The sequence below is a fragment of the Shewanella sp. JNE2 genome (genome assembly GCF_023159115.1).
GTDB lineage: Bacteria > Pseudomonadota > Gammaproteobacteria > Enterobacterales > Shewanellaceae > Shewanella > Shewanella putrefaciens.
In genome coordinates this window covers 3,534,497-3,550,819 of sequence record NZ_CP096169.1, presented here as the reverse complement: position 1 = coordinate 3,550,819, position 16,323 = coordinate 3,534,497, and the positions used below count along the sequence as shown (strand labels likewise).

At 43.4% G+C, this 16,323-nt stretch carries 14 protein-coding genes; 9 read left to right on the top strand and 5 right to left on the bottom strand.

Annotated elements, in window-relative coordinates; translation table 11 throughout:
* The first annotated feature begins 107 nt into the window (after positions 1 to 107).
* Complete coding sequence (locus tag MZ182_RS15935; protein ID WP_011788342.1) at positions 108 to 491, top strand: STAS/SEC14 domain-containing protein; 384 nt, start codon at positions 108 to 110, stop codon at positions 489 to 491.
* A 63-nt stretch (positions 492 to 554) separates the two neighbouring features.
* On the top strand, positions 555 to 986 hold the full coding sequence (locus MZ182_RS15930; protein ID WP_011788343.1) for a universal stress protein: 432 nt from the start codon (positions 555 to 557) through the stop codon (positions 984 to 986).
* A gap of 18 nt (positions 987 to 1,004) precedes the next feature.
* Here the strand turns inward: MZ182_RS15930 and MZ182_RS15925 are convergent, their stop codons facing one another.
* Complete coding sequence (locus tag MZ182_RS15925; RefSeq protein WP_011788344.1) at positions 1,005 to 1,862, bottom strand: substrate-binding periplasmic protein; 858 nt, start codon at positions 1,860 to 1,862, stop codon at positions 1,005 to 1,007.
* Positions 1,863 to 2,207: 345 nt separating this feature from the next.
* Here MZ182_RS15925 and MZ182_RS15920 point away from each other — a divergent pair, with 345 nt between their 5' ends.
* The 4 genes from MZ182_RS15920 (at position 2,208) to MZ182_RS15905 (ending at position 6,622) form a co-directional block, all read left to right on the top strand.
* On the top strand, positions 2,208 to 2,543 hold the full coding sequence (locus tag MZ182_RS15920; protein ID WP_011919847.1) for a winged helix-turn-helix domain-containing protein: 336 nt from the start codon (positions 2,208 to 2,210) through the stop codon (positions 2,541 to 2,543).
* 175 nt (positions 2,544 to 2,718) lie between these two features.
* A complete protein-coding gene (locus MZ182_RS15915; RefSeq protein WP_014611172.1) occupies positions 2,719 to 4,008 on the top strand; it encodes an NCS2 family permease in 1,290 nt (429 codons plus the stop codon).
* Between the two features lie 205 nt (positions 4,009 to 4,213).
* Entirely contained in the window at positions 4,214 to 5,332 is a 1,119-nt protein-coding gene (gene proB / locus MZ182_RS15910; RefSeq protein ID WP_011788347.1) for a glutamate 5-kinase, read from the top strand.
* A gap of 12 nt (positions 5,333 to 5,344) precedes the next feature.
* Complete coding sequence (locus tag MZ182_RS15905; RefSeq protein ID WP_248068183.1) at positions 5,345 to 6,622, top strand: glutamate-5-semialdehyde dehydrogenase; 1,278 nt, start codon at positions 5,345 to 5,347, stop codon at positions 6,620 to 6,622.
* An 84-nt stretch (positions 6,623 to 6,706) separates the two neighbouring features.
* On the opposite strand, the gene MZ182_RS15900 is transcribed toward MZ182_RS15905, so the two are convergent.
* The 3 genes from MZ182_RS15900 to MZ182_RS15890 all read right to left on the bottom strand — a co-directional run bounded on the left by MZ182_RS15900 (position 6,707) and on the right by MZ182_RS15890 (position 8,685).
* Positions 6,707 to 7,009 (bottom strand): hypothetical protein, encoded by a 303-nt coding sequence (locus MZ182_RS15900; protein ID WP_011919845.1) that lies wholly within the window; start codon positions 7,007 to 7,009, stop codon positions 6,707 to 6,709.
* Between the two features lie 127 nt (positions 7,010 to 7,136).
* Complete coding sequence (gene ybaK / locus MZ182_RS15895; RefSeq protein ID WP_011788350.1) at positions 7,137 to 7,613, bottom strand: Cys-tRNA(Pro) deacylase; 477 nt, start codon at positions 7,611 to 7,613, stop codon at positions 7,137 to 7,139.
* A 136-nt stretch (positions 7,614 to 7,749) separates the two neighbouring features.
* On the bottom strand, positions 7,750 to 8,685 hold the full coding sequence (locus tag MZ182_RS15890) for a DMT family transporter (protein WP_248068184.1): 936 nt from the start codon (positions 8,683 to 8,685) through the stop codon (positions 7,750 to 7,752).
* Positions 8,686 to 8,974: 289 nt separating this feature from the next.
* On the opposite strand from MZ182_RS15890, the gene dnaK reads away from it, so the two are divergent.
* Positions 8,975 to 10,894 carry a molecular chaperone DnaK gene (dnaK, locus tag MZ182_RS15885; protein ID WP_115017389.1) on the top strand — a complete coding sequence of 640 codons (1,920 nt, stop codon included), beginning with the start codon at positions 8,975 to 8,977 and terminating at the stop codon, positions 10,892 to 10,894.
* Between the two features lie 130 nt (positions 10,895 to 11,024).
* Positions 11,025 to 12,155, top strand: coding sequence for a molecular chaperone DnaJ (dnaJ, locus tag MZ182_RS15880; RefSeq protein ID WP_011919843.1), 1,131 nt, complete (start codon positions 11,025 to 11,027; stop codon positions 12,153 to 12,155).
* 123 nt (positions 12,156 to 12,278) lie between these two features.
* On the opposite strand, the gene MZ182_RS21470 is transcribed toward dnaJ, so the two are convergent.
* A complete protein-coding gene (locus MZ182_RS21470; RefSeq protein ID WP_262917332.1) occupies positions 12,279 to 13,601 on the bottom strand; it encodes a methyl-accepting chemotaxis protein in 1,323 nt (440 codons plus the stop codon).
* An 820-nt stretch (positions 13,602 to 14,421) separates the two neighbouring features.
* Between MZ182_RS21470 and MZ182_RS15865 the strand changes: the two genes are divergently transcribed.
* On the top strand, positions 14,422 to 16,257 hold the full coding sequence (locus MZ182_RS15865) for a putative Ig domain-containing protein (protein WP_248068186.1): 1,836 nt from the start codon (positions 14,422 to 14,424) through the stop codon (positions 16,255 to 16,257).
* Positions 16,258 to 16,323 lie beyond the last annotated feature (66 nt).

Here is a 16,323-nt window from a genome sequence, read left to right as displayed (position 1 = left end):
GCTTGTTGAGGCAGCGCAAGATATCTGGTGTATTTTTGAGCAAGATCACGGCTTGTTATAGCGTTAGCTTCTACACTGAACCAAAGGTTCTCACATAAGGAGTATGTATGACTTTGTTAAAGCACGGAATTTCGATCGGTATTGAGCGTTATGGTGATGATGATTTTTTCGTTGCCTTTAAAGCTATTGGTACCTTAACTCACCAAGACTACGAAAGGATGGTGCCCGTGTTGGAATCGGCACTGGCAGGCGTAAAAGATCCCGATATCTTCGCCTTGGTTGATGTCACTGAGTTGGATGGCTTGGAACTACAAGCCGCTTGGGACGATATTAAACTTGGGGTGAAGCATATTCGCCATTTCGAGAAAATTGCCATTGTCGGTAAGACAACATTGCAGGAAGTGTTGGCTAAGTTGGCAAACTGGTTTACACCTGCTGAGGTAAGGTTTTTTGTCGATAATGGTGATGCGGTAGCTTGGTTACGAGATTAGTTCTATTACCTAAGTTTTACCTTCACTTAGTAATTCAGTTGCGCCATAGAAGGAGTACAGATTATGCGTAAAGGTCAAATACTCTGGCCCACAGATTTCTCGGAAACTGCGGCCCATGCACTAAGTTATGCTATTGAAATGGCTAATTTGTATAATGTTGGTCTAAAAATTCTACACGTGGTTGAGCAGCCGATTGGTGATGAAAACTTTATGATTTTATCCATCACACCTGAAGAGCTGGCTAAGAGTATGGAAGATGCGGCGGCCAATAAAATGCAAGCATTGCTAGATAAACTAAAAACGGATCTTCCAATTAGTACTTTGATCCGCCGTGGTGATCCTGTCGATCAAATTTTAGAGGAAGCGAACGGTAAAGATATTGGCATGGTGGTGATTGCCAGTCATGGACGGAGTGGGTTATCACACTTTTTACATACTAATGTCGCTGAAGCTGTGGCAAATGGCGCGGTATGTCCTGTGCTTGTCGTTAAGTAATTTTTCTATTGGCGGCGGTTAGAGCGCATCATTTCCGATGGGGTTACGTTCTATTATTTTGGTTGATGCCTCCGCTTCATGTTCTAGGGACATGAGGCGGCGGTATTTTTCCTGTAATGCTTGCAAGCTACCGTCTTGGGTAATGTGCTTAAGACCCGCATTAAAATCATCCCGAATTTGTGCGCTCAGAAATGCAAAACGATATTCAGTCGGGGGGAATACTTTGTGGCAAATGGCTTGTTGTTGTAATTCCTTGCTGTTCAATCGCCCATCCAGATAAGCCTGCTTTAAATAGTATTTAAAAATATTTTTATCCATCACCACCACATCGGCTCTATGCTTCATCAACATATAAACCTGTTGTAGTTGTCGAGCTTGTTCTTTATAGCCAGTATTGGCTTTAGCCATTTGGCCAAACTCTTCTCCTAACATGCTTGATGCACGCTGAAAAGCGACGACTTGTTTGTCACTTAAATCACTTATGCTATTGATATTAAATCGATTTGATTCGAGGCTAATGGCACAGTTTTGATAGCTAATGACCACATCAGAATAAAAGACATTATCTAACATGCCTTCTTTTATATTGATAATACCATCGAGTTTGCCTTCTTTTAGCTCATGAAATGTACGCGCCAAAGGAAGGTAGTGGATGATGGCATTATGTCCCTTAACCGCGAGTGCTTGGTAGAGTAATTCGAGTTCGAGTCCACTGTTAGTTTCTTGAATAACATAAGGAGGAATAGAGAGGCTAACACCAATACTCAGTTCGGCTGTATTGCCGGTTTGGTAACTGCAAAGCGCCATTAACCCCATCAATTTATAGTGGTTATATCGAATGCCTGAGTGATGAGGTTTGTCTTTATCAAGTGTCATTATCACCTATGCCTCCACGGACTCTCGCAGCTGGGATTGAGACTCGCTAAGCCAATCGATGACTCACATGAGTAAGTGTAGTTTATCTATACTCAAACAACCTCAACCTCAACCTCAAACTCAAAGTATTCGTATTTTTAGGTTGTTTGGGTATCAACGTCTGAGACTAGAAATAACAGCTATCAGGGGGAAAATACAAGTTGTTTTATTCAAATTAATCCGCAGTATTGCACTGTGTGATCTGGCTATATTTAATGCCAACTATTTAGGACTGGCTATTGCGTTATTAACTGAATATAAAGTAGTTTTGATGATAATTACTTTTACATCTCGACAGGTCATCCTATGCCAGTGTCAGCATCCGTATCGCCAGCGGTTTCAAAGCAAAATAAAGCCTTTCTACGTAAGTTATATCTCGCACATTTAATGGATGACGAGCGTCATAATTTATTATCTCTCAACAAGTTAACTGGAATGCCGCGCCGTACATTGCAGGATGCTATTGCTGCCTTTGAGGATATTGGTATCCGCGTTGAATTTATACAGGAAGGGAGTCGCAACAACGCGGGTTATTATCGCATCCTCACTTGGGGACCGATCAGCAGTGCATGGGTCGATACCCATTTAGCGGAGATCGCCGAGATTATTGGCGTCGCCACTATCGATAATCAGGCGTTGTGAGCCATTACTTCATACTTATGTATTATTTCTCCGCTATTGATGGAGTTAACTATTCCTCGCCAATCTTGTGGCCTGACCAGCCTAAACTCCTTATAATCTGCCGCAAATGTAATCGCGCTACATATTCCTTACATTTAAATACCCTACCTACTTAAAATAAAAGGAACCCAGTTCCATGTTAGAAAAGCTGTTCAAACTAAAACAAAATCAAACGAGCCTCAAGCAGGAAGCTATTGCAGGTTTAACCACATTTATGACGATGGCCTACATCATTTTTGTCAATCCAATGATGTTAGCCGATGCAGGCATGGACCACGGGGCAGTATTTGTTGCCACCTGCCTTGCAGCAGCAATTGGTTGTTTAGTCATGGGATTAATGGCTAATTATCCGATTGCATTAGCACCGGGAATGGGGCTTAACGCCTTTTTCACTTACACGGTTGTGGGTGAAATGGGTTATAGCTGGGAGACAGCCTTAGGTGCCGTGTTCCTATCGGGAATTTGCTTTTTAATCTTGTCCTTAGTGCGTATTCGTGAATGGATTGTTAACAGCATTCCCGTGTCGTTACGCCTAGGTATTGCCGCTGGTATTGGTTTATTTCTTGCGCTGATTGGTCTTAAAAGTGCGGGCATTGTTGTTGCTAATCCTGCGACCTTAGTCACTATGGGTGATATTACTGCTTTTCCGGCCGTAATGGCGGTATTGGGCTTTTTCCTGATTATTGCCATGGTGCAAAGGGGAATGAAGTCGGCGGTAATTTTAAGTATCTTAATTATCACCGGACTTGGATTGATCTTTGGTGATGTGCATTACAACGGCATAGTGTCTATGCCGCCTTCAATTGCCCCAACCTTTATGAAGATGGATTTATCCCAAGTTTTTGAAGTCACGATGCTATCAGTCGTGTTTGCCTTCTTGTTTGTGGATTTATTTGATACATCAGGCACCTTAGTGGCGGTTGCCCAACGCGGTGGTTTTCTCGATGAGAAAGGTCGTTTACCACGTTTAAATCGTGCTTTGACCGCAGACAGTTTAGCTACCATTGCAGGGGCTGCTTGTGGTACTTCCACCACGACAAGCTATATCGAAAGTACCGCGGGAGTGAGTGCGGGAGGGCGTACAGGATTAACCGCTGTGGTGGTAGGGTTATTGTTTATTGCTGCATTGTTCCTATCGCCATTGGCGGGGATGATCCCGGCCTATGCAACAGCGGGTACCCTGTTTTATGTGGCTATTTTAATGATGTCTGGCCTTGTGCATGTTGAGTGGGAAGATTTAACCGAAGCCGCGCCTGTGGTGGTTGTGTGTATCTTAATGCCGCTGACCTTCTCTATTGCATCGGGGATTGCGCTGGGGATTATCTCCTATGCGGCGATTAAAATACTCACGGGTCGCTTTAGCGATCTCAATGTGGGTATCATCGTGTTAGCGGCATTATTTGTGGCTAAGTTTGTCTATGCTTGATGCTGTTTAATAGTGAGCTACTAGCCTAGTGGGTTAGATTGTCTACAAATAGGCAATATTTTTTGAGGGTCATCTAATCGATGGCCCTTTTTACTGCGTGATTATGAGCAAAATCGAAAATTTATCTCGAGTTAATCACTCCTCGCTACCAATTATCTAGCGGATTAGGTATAAGGATTGTTCGGTTATTTTTTACAAATGAATAATGAACTTAAGTGAGATTGCGTATCGCCGCGTGGTAGTGAAATTGGGAACGAGTGTGCTGACCTCTGGCAGTAAACAGCTAGATAAAGCCCATATGGTTGAGCTGGCTCGTCAAATGGCTGCACTGATGAAGTCAGGGGTCGAAGTCGTTTTATGCACCTCAGGGGCGATTGCCGCTGGGCGTGAACATCTCCAATACCCGACACTGCCCGACACTATGGCCAATAAGCAGTTGTTAGCCGCTGTCGGGCAAAGTCAGTTGATCCTCGCTTGGGCACAACTCTTTAGTATTTATGGGCTGCATGTGGGCCAACTCTTGCTAACCCGCGCCGACTTGCAGGATAGAGAACGTTATCTCAATGCTAGAGATACACTCAATGCATTGTTGGCAAACAATATTATCCCCATCATTAATGAAAATGATGCCGTGGCTACCAACGAGATTAAAGTCGGTGATAATGATAATTTATCGGCCCGCGCGGCGCTGCTGTGTGATGCTGATTTATTGATTTTATTGACGGATCAAAAGGGGTTGTTCGATGCCGATCCGCGCACTAATCCGAATGCTAAATTGATTTCGCAGGTGGTGAAGATTGATGACAGTCTGCGGATGTTAGCGGGTGGTTCTGTATCGGGTTTAGGTACGGGCGGTATGTCGACTAAACTGGAAGCCGCTGATATTGCTCGCCGTGCCGGGATTGAGGTGGTGATTGCCTCAGGTCATCACCCCGATGTGATTAAAAAAGTGGTTGGTAAAGAGTCCGTTGGTACTCACTTTAGTGCCATTGAAAACCCGCTCGAAAGCCGTAAACAGTGGATATTGGCGGGCCCTGCGACTCAAGGTTCTTTAGTGCTCGATGCTGGCGCGGTAAAAGCCGTTACCGATAAGGGCCGTAGCTTATTATCTAAAGGCATTATTGGGGTTAAGGGCGAATTTGAGCGCGGCGCAACACTGAAATTAGTTGACCAACAAGGTAAAGTAATTGCTAAGGGGATAACGAGGTATTGTGGTCAAGCCTTGAATTTGATTGCGGGTAAACATTCCGACGAGATCGAGTCAGTACTCGGTTACGATTATGGTGACGCAATAGTGCACCGAAACGACATGGTGGTCCTATAAGCGAGGTCTGTTTTGAGTGAAATGAATCAAGCGCAGTATTTACAGCAACTTGGCGCTAATGCCAAACAGGCAAGTTATGCCTTAGCCAACTTAACGGCGAGTCAAAAGGCCGATTTGCTCGAGGCAATCGCCGATGCGCTGACGGAAAACTCTCCGGCCATTTTAGCCGCCAATGCAAAGGATGTTGCCGCTGCTAAGGTCGATGGATTAACGGAGGCGATGATCGACAGATTATTGCTCGATGATGCGCGCCTTGCGGGCATTATCGGTGACATCAGCGATGTCATTCGCCTTGCCGATCCCGTCGGTGAAGAATTTGGCAGCAAATTGTTAGATAACGGTTTAAGGCTGACTCGCCGCCGCGTACCGCTTGGGGTGATTGGGGTGATTTATGAAGCACGGCCTAATGTGACAGTGGATATCGCGGTGCTTGCCCTTAAAACTGGTAATGCGGTGATCCTCCGTGGCGGTAAAGAAACCCTTGAATCGAATAAACTTATTAGTGATGTGATCCGTGGCGCCATTGTCGCCCAAGGTTTGCCCATAGATGCGGTGCAATTTATTGATTCGCCTGATAGAGCCTTAGTGACAGGTTTGCTTAAGCTCGATCAATATGTTGACATGATAGTGCCGCGCGGCGGTCAAGCTCTGCAGCGCCTATGTGCTGAGCAAGCGACCATTCCGGTGATCTTAGGCGGCATTGGCATTTGCCATTTATATGTCGATAAAAATGCTGACTTACAACGTGCCCTCGATGTTATTGCTAACGCCAAAGTGCAGCGTCCGACCGTGTGTAATGCGCTCGATACCTTGCTGGTGGATGAGCGCGTGGCGAGCACTTTTGTACCGCAAGTTGCCGAGTATTTGCATCGTTTAGGTGTGCGTTTTTCAGTCTGTGAGACAAGTTTTGCCCTTCTCGATGGTTTAGGGTTTGATGTGATGCTTGCTCAGTCTGAGGATTTTGGCATTGAATGGTTGTCACTCACCTTAGGCATCAAAGTCGTGGCTGATATCGATACTGCCGTTGACCATATTCGTACTTATTCTAGTGGGCATTCGGAAGCGATTCTGACTGATGATATTCATGCTGCGGCGCACTTTATGAACCAAGTGAATTCAGCCGCTGTGTATGTCAATGCCAGCACGCGTTTTACTGATGGTGGCCAGTTTGGTTTAGGTGCCGAAGTTGCGGTAAGCACGCAAAAGTTGCACGCCCGCGGCCCAATGGGGCTTGAGGCATTAACCACCTATAAATGGTTAGCTTGGGGCGATTACACCAGCCGTATTTAAAAGACGGTAAACAAAAGCCATTGATGGATAACATCAATGGCTTTTTATTGTGAATATGCGCGATTAAATCTTTTGTGGATAGGTTTAGCGAATAAGAGGGGTATAAGTGGCGAGTAGCCACACACAGAGAAAGATTACCGTCATCATTATGGTGAACTTACGAAAGGCACTGATATATTCCAAGGTATAAATAAAGTACCTTTCTTGCACTCTGCGGGTAAGTAATACCGAGGGGAGCAAAAAACTGCAGTAGAGCATAACTACCATAGTCGTAAAACCATTTCCCCAAAAATGCTCATAGATAAAAAGCGCGATACAAAGCAGCATGGCAACCCAGCCAACGGGGCCTATGCCTTTTTCTGGATTCCATTGTGTTGATTTTTCCATCTGACTGTCCTTAGTCCAACTGTCGATCAGTACAATTTATAGACGGATATCACGGCTTTTTCAAACACTTTAATGTGCTTGGTTAGATTATTGTTAATTTTGTGATATTCAACCCATTAGGCTTACATTAAAGTGTTTTTATATCGGCAAATGAACCATTACAGAGTTGAGCCAACTCGTTGGCGGATAAACTAATCTCAAGCCCTCTACGTCCTGCACTGACATAAATGTGATCAAAGGATTGTGCACTTTGGTCAATCAAGGTTGGCAGGCGCTTCTTTTGTGCTAACGGGCTGATACCACCCACAAGATAACCTGATGATTTTTGCGCGAGTTCAGCATCAGCCATTTGCAATTTCTTCTGCCCTAAACATTTTGCAACGGCTTTAAGATTCAGTTGATGATCGACGGGTACGAGCGCGACGGCGATTGGCGCATGGGCTTTGTCGATGGCGACCAGTAAGGTCTTAAATACCTGTGCAGGATTAAGCCCAAGTGTGTTGGCGGCTTCTTCGCCATAGGCGGCGCAGTGTGGATCGTGGCTATATTCTAAAATTTCAAAGGCAATTTTGGCTTTTTTCACCAGTCGAACAGCAGGTGTCATTCTATACTCCTTCACAAAACGGGGATATTAGCCTTTAACGTAAGATAAAAATGTTAGCCAACGCATTGTTATATCGGAGTGATATAAAAATTGGCGTCATCATGCGCCCATCATCGATTTAGATAATGGCGCTAGATTACTCCATTATCTTTGGCGTGACCTCTTCAGGTTTTCCACTACGTTTACGCTCGGTATAACGGGGGAAAAGTTGCTGCAACATCATCCCTGACAAAATAAAAGCAAGGCCAAGATAGGTCGTCATTGCAATGGTTTCTTGTAAAATCCAGGCAATAAATCCAATCGACATCACCGGGGATAAAAACACCATAGTGCTGATGTTCGCGGTGCGAGTGGCGGTTTTCAGCGCCATTAACCAGAGCACGAAAGTAATGCCCATCTCGAACAATCCCACATACATACCAGCAAATATCGCCTTAAGACTAAAACTGGGTAGCGCATCTGTTAACACTAAGGTCATGGCAATAAAAGGTAAGCCGATGAGAAAACTGAGTAATAAACTCACCACGGGATCACCTTGATCTTTAGTGTTGACGATCCAATATAGGCACCAGAGTAGCGTGCTGGTCAGCGCAAGGCCGATCCCCAGCGGGCTATCAAAGCTAAAGCCGCTGATATCGCCGCCGGTGGCAATAATAAACACACCAGTGTAGGCAATCAGCGCTGCCGCAATATCGCTTTTACGCAAATGTTGCTTTAGCAAAGGCGCGGCAAGTAACGGCAGTAATACCGCCCAAGTGTAGTTAAGTGATAAAGCTTGCTGCGCGGGCAGTAAAGAATACGCCTTAAATAGCACAACATAGTAGAGGAAGGGATTGATTAGCCCTGTTACCAGATAAAACATGGGTCTGCGTAAAAATTGTTGCTTAAGTAAAGAGAGCTTTTTTTGCCAAGCCAAGATACTGGTAAGGGCAATAATCGAAGTGAGTACGGCAACAAACACCAGTTGCAGCGGACTGTAATAGCTTAAGGCTATTTTAAAAGCCGTGGCCACTGTGGACCAGAGGAAGACTGCGGCCATGCCATACACATACGCTAAATTCGAAGACTTCACTCTACTACCTTATTTAGATAAACATCTGCCAAATGTGGGCAGATTGAATAACAGCTATGGTGGATAAGCAAGCGTATTTTTGTGGGTGAAATATTTTATCCATCTCCGTATATGGAAAAGATAAAGTAAGAAAATTTTTTTATCGGCCCTTGTAATTAAATTCCCTGTCCCAATATAGGTGTTAAGGCAGAGAAGGCGGCCAACAATGGACTTGATAAACAATGCGTCCGGCCCCATATCAAAACCAACTAAACAAATTTAGATTGAATGAAATTTTTCGGAGGACCTCATGGGTAAAATTATTGGTATCGACTTAGGCACAACAAACTCTTGTGTAGCTGTCCTCGATGGTGGCAAAGCGCGTGTGTTAGAAAATGCTGAAGGCGATCGCACAACCCCGTCAATCATCGCTTATACAGACGATGAAACCATTGTCGGTTCGCCTGCAAAACGTCAAGCAGTGACTAACCCGACTAACACATTCTTCGCAATTAAGCGTTTGATTGGTCGTCGTTTTAAAGATGACGAAGTTCAACGTGATGTGAACATTATGCCATTCAAAATCATCCAAGCCGACAACGGTGATGCTTGGGTTGAATCGCGTGGCAACAAAATGGCACCACCACAAGTTTCTGCTGAAATCTTGAAAAAGATGAAGAAAACCGCAGAAGACTTTTTAGGTGAAGAAGTGACAGAAGCGGTTATTACCGTACCTGCTTACTTTAACGATTCACAACGTCAAGCGACTAAAGATGCAGGTCGTATCGCAGGTCTTGATGTTAAACGTATTATCAACGAACCCACTGCAGCGGCATTAGCTTACGGTATTGATAAGAAACAAGGCGACAACATTGTTGCGGTATACGATTTAGGTGGTGGTACATTCGATATCTCTATCATCGAGATCGACAGCAACGATGGTGACCAAACATTTGAAGTGTTGGCAACTAACGGTGATACCCACTTAGGTGGTGAAGACTTTGACAACCGTTTGATCAACTACTTAGCTGACGAATTCAAGAAAGAGCAAGGCTTAGATCTGCGTAAAGATCCATTAGCAATGCAACGTCTGAAAGAAGCGGCTGAAAAAGCAAAAATTGAACTTTCAAGCACCAACCACACTGAAGTGAACCTGCCATACATCACGGCAGACGCAACAGGTCCTAAGCATTTAGTGATTAAAATCACTCGTGCTAAGTTGGAATCACTGGTTGAAGACTTGATTCTCCGCACATTAGAGCCATTAAAAGTTGCTCTGGCGGATGCAGATTTATCCGTATCAGACGTTAACGAAGTGATTCTGGTGGGTGGTCAAACCCGTATGCCTAAGGTTCAAGAAGCGGTGACAAACTTCTTCGGCAAAGAACCTCGTAAAGACGTTAACCCAGACGAAGCGGTAGCTGTAGGTGCTGCGATTCAAGCGGGTGTATTGTCAGGCGACGTGAAAGACGTATTACTGTTAGACGTGACGCCACTGTCTCTGGGTATCGAAACCATGGGCAGCGTGATGACTAAGTTGATTGAGAAAAACACGACTATTCCGACTAAGGCACAGCAAGTGTTCTCAACTGCTGATGACAACCAAAGTGCAGTGACCATTCACGTACTGCAAGGTGAGCGTAAGCAAGCGAGCGCGAACAAGTCATTAGGTCAGTTCAACTTAGACGGTATTGAGCCAGCACCACGTGGCCAGCCACAAATTGAAGTGATGTTCGACATCGACGCCGACGGTATTCTGCATGTGTCTGCGACAGACAAGAAAACCGGCAAGAAACAAAACATCACCATCAAAGCCTCTTCTGGTTTAAGTGAAGAAGAAGTAGCGCAAATGGTACGTGATGCTGAAGCGCACGCAGATGAAGACAAGAAGTTCGAAGAGCTAGTGCAAGCACGCAACCAAGCTGACGGCTTAGTCCACGCGACTAAGAAACAAGTAGAAGAAGCGGGCGATGCATTGCCAAGCGAAGATAAAGAGAAAATCCAAGCTGCAATGGCCGCTGTAGACACTGCTACTAAAGGCAATGACAAAGAAGCCATTGAAAAGGCAAGCCAAGAATTAATCGAAGCGTCTGCTAAGCTGATGGAAATTGCTCAAGCTAAGTCTCAAGCCCAAGGTGGTGCAGAGGCCAATGCAGGCAAACAGGCTAACGCTGCTGCCGATGATGTTGTCGATGCTGAATTTGAAGAAGTGAAAGACGACAAGAAGTAATTGTTTGAATCAAGGTTTGACTTCAAATAACTGATTTCAAATGTTTGATTTTAAATAGTTAATTCTAGGCGGGCGTTACGGGGAAACCCTAACGCCCGTTCGTTCAACTTAAGCCCAGAAGCATGAGATTATGTCAAAGCGAGATTATTACGAAGTATTAGGCGTTGGTCGTGACGCCAGCGAACGTGAAATTAAAAAGGCCTATAAACGTCTGGCCATGAAGTTTCACCCCGATCGTAACCCAGGCGATAAAGCCGCAGAGGCTAGCTTCAAAGAAGCGAAAGAAGCCTATGAAATCCTGACCGATACCGATAAAAAAGCGGCGTATGATCAATTTGGTCATGCGGGTGTGGATCCCAATCGTGGCGGTGGTTACGGTGGTGGACAGGGCGATTTCGGTGATATCTTCGGTGATGTCTTTGGCGATATTTTCGGCGGTGGACGTCGTGGCGGTCAACGCCAAGCGGCCCGCGGCTCAGATTTACGTTACAACCTAGAGTTATCACTGGAAGAAGCGGTTAAAGGCCTGACGAAAGAACTGCGTATTCCAACACTGGCAACCTGCGATCTGTGTGATGGCAGCGGGGCGAAAAAAGGCACATCGGCAAGTACCTGTACGACATGCCATGGTCAAGGCCAAGTCCAAATGCGCCAAGGCTTTTTCACGGTGCAGCAACCTTGCCCAACCTGTCATGGCCGCGGCAAGATCATCAAAGATCCTTGCACTAAGTGTCATGGCGATGGCCGTGTTGAAAAGAGCAAAACCTTATCGGTTAAGATCCCTGCCGGCGTCGATACGGGCGACCGTATTCGTTTAGCGGGTGAAGGCGAAGCGGGTGAATTTGGCGCGCCTCCAGGGGATTTATATGTTCAGGTGAGTGTGCGTGAACATGCGATTTTTGTCCGTGATGGTAACAACCTTTACTGCGAAGTGCCGATATCCTTCAGTAAAGCCGCCCTTGGCGGTGAAATTGAAGTACCCACACTGGATGGTAAAGTGAGCCTTAAGATCCCTGCCGAAACACAAACGGGCCGTATGTTCCGTTTACGCGGTAAAGGGGTTAAATCGGTGCGTAGCCATGCCGTAGGCGATTTGCTCTGCAAAGTGGTGATGGAAACGCCTGTTAACTTAAACGATCGTCAAAAAGAACTGTTACGCGAATTTGAAGCCACCTTAACGGGTGAGTCAAAGAAGCACAGCCCAAAGGCTGAGGGCTTTTTCGATGGCGTGAAAAAGTTCTTCCAAGATCTAAATAGCTAACTTAACCCGTTGAGTGACGTGTCGCTATGAGCCGCGGCACTCGATGAAAAAAGCCCCGCAGTGTTTAACACTGCGGGGCTTTTTATATTCGGATATCAGCTTTTTAAACTGTATTTTCTACTATCAATTGGTTAATTGATTCGTAAATTGGCCTACAGCATTGACCACCTTTTGAGCACCGTCTTGGATTTCTGACATTACTTCACCGGATTGCGTCGAAAGTGCTAAGCCGTGTTGTGCTTGTTTTTTACCTTCTTCAATCATGTTAACTGCATTTTCGGTTAACTTTTTATTTTGCGAAACCACCTCGACGATTTCCTCCGTTGCCTTACTGGTACGGGAGGCGAGCTGCCGTACTTCATCGGCAACCACAGCAAATCCTCGTCCTTGTTCACCTGCTCGTGCAGCTTCAATCGCGGCATTAAGGGCGAGTAAATTTGTTTGATCCGCAATGCCGCTAATACTTTTTACCAGTTCACCAATCATTTGCGATTGTTTATCTAGGGCTGCAATTCCTTGGGCTGCGGTGTCCATTTGCGCTGTCAGTTTGTGCATGGCTTCGACAGTCTCTTGTAGCACTTTACTGCCCATTTGTGCCATATCATCCGTTTGTTTTGAGGTGTCATAGGCAATATCGGCCGCTTCGGATATGGCTTGCTCTCGATTGACTTGCTCAGTGATTACCGTTGCAAATTTAACGACTTTATACAGTTTTTTGTAACTATCAAAAATCGGATTATAGGATGCCTCTAGCCAAACCTCTCGACCATAACTATCAAGACGTTTAAAGCGGCTCGCAACGTATTTACCTTGACGAAGCTGTTCCCAAAACTGTTTATATTCTAGAGAATTATATTCTTCAGGCTCACAGAACATTCTGTGATGTTTGCCAATAATTTGATTTTGGCTATAGCCCATGGCCTGTAAAAAATTATCATTTGCCGCGAGAACTATACCCTCCAAATTAAATTCGATGACAGCCGTAGAGCGTTGTAAGGCTTGGGTTAAATCTTGGTGTTCCTGTGAGTTTTTGATGGTACGGGTGAGGTCATTTGCATATACAGATATATGTTTAACTTGACCTTTACTGTTTTTCACTGGCTGTATAATTGCCCGTAACCAGGCTTCTTCGCCATCGCCTTTGGTAATTTGTAGGGCGCCAGCCCAATGTACACAGCGTTTTAATGCATCACACATTAACTTAAAGTGATTAGTACTTCTGGCTCGTTGAGGCACAAGATCGATTAATTCTCGCCCGACGGGTGAGGTATTTTGGAATAACATGTCATGGGTAAAGTTTGCGTTGATTACGGTAATTTTTCCATTTGAATCAAGTGTTAATGCTAACATCTCGCTATCAAGGCTTTCCCTTACCTGTTGCATTGAAAGTAATTCTTCTTTCAACTGCTCATTTTCTTCCTTCAAGCGCTTATTAAATATGATCATATTGATTTCCAAAGCGAAGTACTAAAATCACTTTTTGGTGGCATGCTGCTTAGTATAGTGTGTATTGCGGTCTTTAACTGTACGTAGGTACGTAAAAATAGACAAAATAGATCAGCGTGTTACAGATGGGGCAATATAATCGCAATATACCAAATAGCAACTTGTCTCTGTAATAGGCTGATGATACTGGGATGAGCTAGTCAAGCGCAGCCCTTATTGAGATCTCTTTGTTTAGGTGTAAATCGTTAACGGTTGGTACCAGCCATTTCTGCGTTTACTTCTGTGTTTTTGCACTACTTATCCTGAATACGCTTTGATATTGGTCTGTAAAGGGATGATGAAAATTAGTTATCACTTAACTATCTAATTTGTAATGTGAAAGTGGTAGACATGGCCTAATCAGAACGCTATCTTAAGTTTTAACAAGGATGAAACTTAATCGTGACCGTGGTTAAGTTCACTTGCATCAGGAAGATGTATCTTTATTTCGCAAGAAACGCCTCCTGAACAATATGCGATGAGTTTCTAACACTAGGTGCTAGGTACTAGAGCCTAGAATCTATAAAAGAGCAGTGCAATCCCTTGGCTAACGGCTGTTGGCTAAGTGCGGTAGCTATGGCGGGGCTTGTTGTCGAACGACAAAGCTGAAACGTTTTGATAGTGCTGGTTTGTATGTCAGCGCTGAATGTGGATTAATTTTTGACGTTAGTATTGGCTTTGAGGATCTAATGATTGTCGAGTTTACCCGTTGGAATTGATGATTTTTACGTGAGTATGTTGATTAACTGATAATTATACTGATGTTAGGAGAAGTATCTGTATGTATAGATGTTTATTAGTGATTTTATCCATAGTTTCATCATCGCTAATGGCGGTTGAAAATCCTTATACAATTGATAAAACGTATGATAGCAACTTGCCTAAATCATTCCTGCAGGTAGCTTTCTCTAAGGCTAAAGGCGACATTTTAATATCTGGTACTGTTAGTGATGATTTTTCTTCCGATACAAGAATTTACTTATGGAAGTATAATGCCGTAGATAATGGGATGAATTATATTAACTCAACAAGTTTTGGTATAGCATCAGATCTTGTTAGTTATATTAATGTTGAACCATTAGGTGAATATAATCAAAACTATTATGCCTTATCTCAGTCAAATTATGATGGAACTACAAAATTAGTTAGATTTACTCTTGCAGGTAATGAGTTGTCATTGTCTCAAGAGGTCGAGTTTCTACCTAGTTTAGGACGTTATGGTTCATTTATTGAACAGATTCAATTTGTAAATAATGATACCATTGTTGCTTTACACCCTAATTATGATGATACTCATACAGGAAAAACCAGTTACGATTACAGTGTTTGTAAGTTAAGTGTAAATGGTGAGATAGATTCTTGCGAACGAAAAAAAATCTTAGCTGATAAATCGCTCATATCAAATAGTACCTACAAGCTATATCGATTAGAGGGCCGTGATGAAGTCATCTTCTCTCCAGAAAGGGTAGGGGTTAATGAAACAAAAGTAGAGCCTAAGTTATATGTTTTGAAATGGCAATCTGATATTAATGACTTTGTAGTTTTTCAAGAAATTGTTATCCCTGAAAGAGTCGATTCATCTAGATTTAGTGGTGTTGAAGCTATATATACAATTAATGATGGGAAAGAACTTATTGTGGGTAGTGATATGTTGTTGAATTATAGATACTCATCAGAAGATAATAAGTTTTTTCTATCTAAAATGAAGAATAGTGTTAGTTATCCAAAAGAAGCTATTTATTTAAAGAGTGAAAATTATTTTATTGAACGTTCTGGAAGACATTCTTATGTGTTTGATGATGAAGATAAGTATTTTTATAAGTCTTCCCAGGTGTATGCTATTGCAGATGGTTGGTTTCAGCTCACTGATGACAAGAAAGGTTTTTTCGTTAACTTAATGTCACCTAATATTACAACGTTTACCCTCTCTAACCCTAACCCTCTTATATATAAAGGTGGTTTACCTAAAGGCTCTGTTCCTGCTGTTCAAGATGTTCCTTTGGCGATAAATATTAAGAAGCATTTTCTAAATGGAAATAATCTTGTGGTTACCGGTTTTTATACTGAAAATATAGATGAAAGATTGATTTGGGATGGTGAATATATTCGTGGGACTTTTACTAACGAAGATATGTTCGCCTCTGGAAATTTAAATGATCCAACACCAGCCAGTCCCATTCAAGTGAGAGTGAATATTCCTCCATTATCTACAGAGTTGTTTTATATTACACCGACTAACGTTAACGATGCTCCTATTTTAACTGCGGAGATTGGTATTCAGTATCTTGAGAAAGATCAAGAATATTACGGTGGACTTCCTGGAATTGTCATTGATCCTGATAGAGAGGCTGTGACTTATACATATAAGAATGTACCGAGTGGATTAATGGCAAGAGAGGATGGAATATTCCAAGGTGCTGTTAAGACTAAAGGCCAATATCTAATGACTGTCACCGCAACTGATCCGTTGGGCGCACAATTGACATTTGATGTGACATTTATCGTTAATGATACTGGTGAACCTGAGAAATCATCCGAAGGCGGTGGTGGGACTATGGATTTCACATTGTTGATGCTATTGATTACGTTGTTTTTTAGGCGTTTAAAGCATAATTAAATACTTAACAATTGAAGTTGATGCTTTTGACTTGATGAATTATGGGTTGATTACGGCCTGGCGACC